This window comes from Kistimonas scapharcae (assembly GCF_039540975.1).
GTDB classification, from domain to species: Bacteria; Pseudomonadota; Gammaproteobacteria; order Pseudomonadales; family Endozoicomonadaceae; genus Kistimonas; species Kistimonas scapharcae.
Genome location: NZ_BAABFL010000194.1, coordinates 1 through 789 on the forward strand (window position 1 = coordinate 1; position 789 = coordinate 789).

Here is a 789-nt window from a genome sequence, read left to right on the forward strand (position 1 = left end):
CACTGCTAATAACACCAGTGAACCCGCTACGGTCACCATCACCGTGACAGGCACCAATGATGCGCCTGTTGCTGTAGCTGATACGGGCAATGCTGCCACAGTGGGCACAACGAGGCTGGATGTACTGGCCAACGATACGGATGTCGACAGTGATGACGATGCGTCCAACTTCAGTCTGAGTTCAGTCAGCATTACCGGTATTACGGACAGTAGTGGCAGTCGTTCCATTAATGGCGGTTCTGTCAGTGTGGTGAATAATCAGCTGGAGTTCGATCCGGCAGGGGATTTTGATTACCTGGCGATTGGTGAAAGTGCGACGGTTACTGTCAGCTACACCATGCGTGATGATTCAGGTGAGACATCGACAGCCACAGCAACGATTACAGTCAGTGGTACCAACAGCCAGCCGGTGGCTGAGCTGGTCAGAGTTGATACGGCAGTGGAAGATGCAGGTGCTGTTTCCGGTAGTTTCAGTGCGACGGATGAAAACCTGAGTGATACACATACGTTCAATATACTGACCCAGCCGGATGAAGGCTCAGTTACCAACAACAACGACGGCACCTTCAGTTTCAATCCCGGCAGCGACTTCCAGGATCTGGCAGCGGGAGAAACCCGTCAGGTTACCTTCACCTACGAAGCGGTGGATAGCTCTGGTGAGGGCAATGCTACCAGTGCCGCCGCGACAGTCACGGTGACGGTCACCGGTACTAACGACAAGCCGACAGCTGCAGTAGAGAGTGTCAGTGCCACGGAAGATGGCGCAGCGGTAACGGGCAACTTCGGTGC

At 54.2% G+C, this 789-nt stretch carries 1 protein-coding gene; it reads left to right on the forward strand.

Annotated features, from left to right (window positions below):
• Positions 1–789, forward strand: a 789-nt coding sequence (locus tag ABD892_RS10355; RefSeq protein WP_345195547.1) for an Ig-like domain-containing protein, incomplete at both ends; no start/stop codon positions are given.